This window comes from Microcoleus sp. PH2017_08_TRC_O_A (assembly GCF_020738665.1).
Classification (GTDB): domain Bacteria; phylum Cyanobacteriota; class Cyanobacteriia; order Cyanobacteriales; family Microcoleaceae; genus Microcoleus.
In genome coordinates this window covers 1-5,419 of sequence record NZ_JAEQCE010000165.1, presented here as the reverse complement: position 1 = coordinate 5,419, position 5,419 = coordinate 1, and the positions used below count along the sequence as shown (strand labels likewise).

Annotated in this window: 4 protein-coding genes; 1 reads left to right on the top strand and 3 read right to left on the bottom strand. The window is 46.6% G+C overall.

Going from position 1 to position 5,419, the window contains the following annotated elements; genetic code table 11:
- Positions 1-122: 122 nt before the first annotated feature.
- A complete protein-coding gene (locus tag JGK22_RS32400) occupies positions 123-2,873 on the bottom strand; it encodes a CheR family methyltransferase (RefSeq protein WP_293314494.1) in 2,751 nt (916 codons plus the stop codon).
- Between the two features lie 154 nt (positions 2,874-3,027).
- Complete coding sequence (locus tag JGK22_RS32395) at positions 3,028-3,207, bottom strand: hypothetical protein (RefSeq protein ID WP_293177477.1); 180 nt, start codon at positions 3,205-3,207, stop codon at positions 3,028-3,030.
- A 444-nt stretch (positions 3,208-3,651) separates the two neighbouring features.
- Here JGK22_RS32395 and JGK22_RS32390 point away from each other — a divergent pair, with 444 nt between their 5' ends.
- On the top strand, positions 3,652-4,242 hold the full coding sequence (locus JGK22_RS32390) for a hypothetical protein (RefSeq protein ID WP_293314492.1): 591 nt from the start codon (positions 3,652-3,654) through the stop codon (positions 4,240-4,242).
- A gap of 364 nt (positions 4,243-4,606) precedes the next feature.
- Here JGK22_RS32390 and JGK22_RS32385 read toward each other — a convergent pair whose 3' ends face one another.
- Positions 4,607-5,320, bottom strand: a complete 714-nt coding sequence (locus JGK22_RS32385; RefSeq protein ID WP_293177473.1) for a phosphate ABC transporter permease — start codon at positions 5,318-5,320, stop codon at positions 4,607-4,609.
- Positions 5,321-5,419: the final 99 nt, after the last annotated feature.

Genomic DNA, 5,419 nt, shown 5'->3' with positions numbered 1-5,419 from the left:
TGTGGGATGGGCGTCCCGCCCGTCCAGAAAGGACGGGCGGGACGCCCATCCCACAATAATAATTAAAATTGTAAGTTATTTAATTCTCATTCCTAAATTCGCCCAGTTAAAGAAGCCACGATCTATGCTAATTGAGCTGAATCGATCGGCTTAGCGACATGAATCTGAAAACCCGCAGCGATCGCCGATCGACGATCGTCATCTTTAGCATAGGCCGTGATCGCCGCAGCAGGAATTTCTCCCCCTTCCTCCACACTCAGTGTCCGAATCTGCCGCATCAGCGAATAACCGTCTTGTTCTGGCATTCCAATATCAGAAAGAAGTAGATCGTATCGATCGGGATTTGCTGTCAACATTGAGATGGCCTCAGTTGCTGATGCGGCTGCGCTAGTTTCAACTCCATACTCATCCAGCATGGTTGTGAATAACTGACGCAGATATGCTTCGTCATCCACCAGCAGCACTCGTACACCAGCCAAGGATGATGGAATCTGTGGGATTGCCACTACAGGCTGGCTAGCAACATCTACTTCTGCTACTGCTTCTAAAACAGAAAGCGCTGAACTTTTTTGCGTATCTGCTAGCAGCGGCAACCTGAGGGTAAACATTGCCCCTTGTTCCTCACCGCCACTTTCTGCACGAATACTACCGCCGTGGAGTTCTACCAAATGATAGACAATCGAGAGTCCTAGGCCCAATCCAGAGTTGCTTCGAGAATAGCTACTATCCGCCTGACGGAAGCGATCGAACACATAGGGGAGAAAATTAGCGTCAATGCCTTTACCAGTATCGCGAATTTGGATTTGAGCCATGCCATCAATGTAGTCTGATGAGATGTCTATTCTGCCTCCGGCTGGGGTGAATTTAATCGCGTTTGATAGTAAATTCCACAGTACCTGTTGCAAGCGGCTTGGATCGCCCAACAGTTTTAGGGTTAAAGGAGTGATCCTCGATTCAAGTTGAATATTTTTGGCTGCTGCGGCCAAACGAACCACCTCGATCGCATTTTCAATGACTGGATTTAGCTCAATTTGCTCAACCTCGATAATTTGCAAGCCTGTGCGTTGGCTCGGCAACTGCTGATTTTTTGCCTGTTGAATTGCACCCCGCAATTCGAGGCGCAATCCCGATTTTGCCATTTTCAGCAAATTAAAGCTCGCCTTACCCGGAGCCGGTTCTAAATAGCTGCTCGTCTGTCCTCGAAATTGCAAAATCTCGCTGGCGCTGTTAATTACGACGCCGACGGGGGCATACTCATTTAAAACAATTAGATCGGCTTGTTTCTCCATTTCCATTTCGTTCCAGCTTGGCGTCACCAGCAGTGGAGGGTTGATGGCTGTCAGAGGATTTTGGCTGGCAGTTAAATCAATGCTCAGCCAATGCGATAACTGTTTTTTGACATAAATTTTGTTTTTTTGGTCGCACAGCCCAAACAATTCGGCAAATTCACCGATCGTTTCCGAAGTACCTAACAGCAAAAAGCCTTCGGGGCTGAGTCCGTAGTGGAACATTGGCAGCAGTTTTTTCTGCAACAAAGATCCCAGATAAATCAGCACATTCCGACAACTAATCAAATCCATCCGCGAAAACGGCGGATCGTTAATCAAATTTTGTCTGGCAAAAACACAGAGTTCGCGCACCTGTTTGGCGATTTGATATCCGCCCTCGACTTGAACAAAGAACCGCTGCAAGCGTTCCCTCGAAACATCCGCGACTTGACTGCTAGTATAAAAGCCGCTGCGGGCGATCGCGATCGCACTGTCGCTGATGTCTGTAGCGTAAATCTGCACCGGCAAATCGATGTCTCGCTCTGTTAAAAACTCTAGCAAGCAAATGGCGATCGAATAAGCTTCTTCGCCCGTGGAACAACCGGCAATCCAAATTCGGATCGGCGACTTCGGCGATTTATTTTTGACGATTTCGGGAAACACTTTGCTGTTTAGAGCATCAAAGCTTTCGGAATCCCGAAAAAAGCTGGTGACGTGAATTAAGACATCGCCATACAGCGCCGTGACTTCTGTCGGAGTGTTTTGGAGATATGCAGCATAATCTTCGATCCGTTCCAGCTTGTAGAGCAACATCCGCCGCTGTATCCGCCGTTTCAAGGTAGTTTGCTTGTAGTGAGTAAAGTCAACTCCTGTAGCCAATAGCAGTAAATTGTAGATCGTGGCGATCGCATCTTGGCTGACTGCTGATTCGATCGCAGCTCGATCGGCAATGTAGGGATGACAGCCGATTTCGGCGATCTTTTGGGCAATTTGTTCCGGCCTCAAGATAAAGTCTACCTGACCGGTCGCCACCGCAGTGTGTGGCATACTGGTGAATTGTGCCGATGCTTCGGATTGAGCAAAAGTAATACCGCCGGCGCCTTTAATCGCTTCTAATCCTCTGGCCCCGTCGCCGTCGCCCCCGGAGAGAACGACGGCGATGGCTTTGTTCCCCCTTTCCGCGGCGAGGGCAATCAGAAATGTATCGACGGACATAAACGCCCCGCGTCCCCTGCCGCGGGGCGTTAGCTTCAGCAGCCCGGATTCGATCGTCATGCTGGCATTCGGGGGGATGACGTATACCTGATTCGGTGCTACAGTTACCCCATCTGTCACCTCATTTACGGGCATTAAGGTCGATCGAGCTAAAATCTCGGTCAACAAACTTTCCTGAGTCGGTAACATATGCTGAATCATCACAAAAGCCATGCCTGTATCGATCGGCAAATGGCTCAGCAATTCCATAAAAGCTTCCAATCCACCCGCAGACGCTCCAATTCCCACCACTGGAAATAATTCCTGGCGATCGTCCTGTTGCTTTCCCTCGGCTGCGATATCAGCTTTAGGTTTAGGCGGAGATTTCTTGGCAGATTTTTTAGGATTCATGTTCGATCGCAGAACTTCTACTGACTGCGAATTGTGGGTCTCAACTTTATCACAATATACTACCCTACGGTCGAGCCGCGGTCTCAAATAACTCAATAAAGTAGGGAGCAATGCTGGCTACTATGCCCACAACTCCCAAGGCTGAACCTACTGCTTAAATCGTTGCTTCTAATTCTGCATCGCGACGGGCTTCTTCGATCGCAACTACGCCCCTCATTGCTTCCATTGCTTTCTCTAGCAAGTTGGTACCGTGTTTGAAGTAACCTAGGTCAGCTTTGATTTGTTCGGTAAACTGGGGGCAAGTCTCTTGGCTGAATAATTCTAGGAAGCTCAAGTTATAATAATTTTTGGTATCCCTACAATTATAAATTTTTCTAAATTTGATGTCAAGAGCTATTTGATTTAATTTATTTTGGTAATTTTTGGCGTTAATGGCGATCGTATTGGGAGCATCTCAGTTTGGCATTTATAGTGCTGTCCCCGCTCGCGAGTAGAATACGCGAGCTCGCGACAGCTCGCACTATAATAAAAAAATGCTGGCGTTGCTGATTTACGGTATGAAAGGCTAAATATGCCAGTCATAGAAACCAGTATCGACAAAGCTTGGGGATTTTCAACTTATTTTTTTCCTACCCTGATTAAGCAACACCCTAAAATCTAAAATCTAAAATCTAAAATCTAAAATCGATTGACTGGTGAAGTTAGGAGTCTTGGGTCATGCGCCGATCGATTTTACGCTATAACATTGATGAACAAAGTTAACTAGAGGCAGTGAATCATGAAAAGTACGATCGCACCAGCATTTATTCTCGCCGGTGTCATGTTAATTGGCGGTTTGTCTGCTTGTGCGCCACCCAACACCCCGGAAGCCTCGGAATCTAATCCAGCTAAGGAAAATCCCGTAAGTTTAGAGAAACCGAAGGCGGATGCTGTTTCCTCCGATGCTGCTAAACCCGATGCGACTGCGGCGAGTCCAGTTATTTCATCGGAAACAAAGGCGGATACTGCTTCCTCCGATGCTGCTAAATCTGACGCGGTGTCAAAAACAAAGGCGGATGCTGCTGCTTCTAAAGATGCTAAACCTGACGCGGTGGCTGCAAATCCCACAAATTCCCAGAAACCAAAACTTTCTGATGCTGAACGCACACAGAAGCGCAAGGAAGTTAGTGAAAAACTCGCAAAGGTACTCACGGCTGAGCAATACAAACAGTTGAACGCTAAGCTGAAGTCTGGTGAAAAAATGCGTAAAGCTTTGACTGAAATTAATCTCACTACTGAACAGAAGCCAAAAGTTAAGGCGATTCTTAAGGATGCTTATCCTCGGGCCGCACAAAACCTTCAAAAATCATCGGAAACTAAGCCGCAGTAATGCTGTGAAAGCACGTTTTGTGCGATCGCAATTATAAGGTTTTTCGGTTTTTGTAGGGTGCGTCAGCAAGTTAATTTTTTTTGCATTGCTGGTTGCTTTGTCGGGTGCATCTCATTTTGGCGAACATATCCGTAGGGGCGAAGCATGACCGCAGAAAATAGGAGATTATAACTAATAACTTATATGCGGTCATGCTTCGCCCTCCTCAAAAACCAGATGCACCCGTTTTGTCTGACGCACCCTGTCCTTTGTGAACAAAACCGTTGACAACGCCACAGCCTCAATTCATTTGATTTGGATGCGGACTAAAGTCCTCACTACGAACCTGATGCGGACTAAAGTCCTCACTACGAACCTTTTTTGTTCAATAATCAGCGGACGATCGCCTTTTCACCCTTGTACTTTCATTATCAGTATCTCGCCCTTTTTTCTGTCTGCCTTTTTTAATTTGCTGGCTCATTTCCACAAACAAATCCTTACGCAAATAAGGATAATCGCTCACCCACACATCGCGGCTGGGAATGTAAATATCCGAAACTTTGGCAATTCTGCCCAAATCTTCTTGATTCGACATGATTAACATTAAAGCAGCTTGACCGGGGACAATTCCCTGATGACTTTTCTGCAATGGAGCTCGAAGCGTAGTAGTAAATCCGGTTTTGTCGCCAACTTCTAAATTAATTCGCGGTTCTAGGTTGTCAACAATTACAAGTTGTCCTTTTTGATTGACTGTTTCTTCTTGACTTGTGACTTCATCGGTGATATAAATATCCAATACTCGCCCTTGCCAAAAGCCGCAGTATTTATATTTACGACATTCTGCATTCCGCAAACTAGCCCAGAAAATCGGCCCCCACAGCCAGTACAAACCAGCGATCAATCCGACAATTAAAACTAGAGGCCCGACATCGGAACCGGCAAAATTATAAACTACTAGCAACAAAACTACAGCTACCGCAGAAATTAATATTCGCCTTAAAAAATCGGGCGGTTTCCCCCAAATATGTTTGTATTGTGCTCCGGTAGCCACGGGGGGAATTAGTTCTTGAAAGGTTTCGCGAGTTAAGGGAATTAGCATAATGGGGAATGGGGAATGGGGAATGGGGAATGGGGAATGGGGAATGGGGAATGGGGAATGGGGAATGGGGAATGGGGAATGGGGAATGGGGAATGGGGA

What these genes read in the sequence shown, in the direction of transcription:
- JGK22_RS32385 (WP_293177473.1), bottom strand. Translation starts at nt 5,320, where the DNA reads ATGCTAATTCCCTTAACTCGCGAAACCTTTCAAGAACTAATTCCCCCC.
- JGK22_RS32390 (WP_293314492.1), top strand. Translation starts at nt 3,652, where the DNA reads ATGAAAAGTACGATCGCACCAGCATTTATTCTCGCCGGTGTCATGTTA.
- JGK22_RS32400 (WP_293314494.1), bottom strand. Translation starts at nt 2,873, where the DNA reads ATGAATCCTAAAAAATCTGCCAAGAAATCTCCGCCTAAACCTAAAGCT.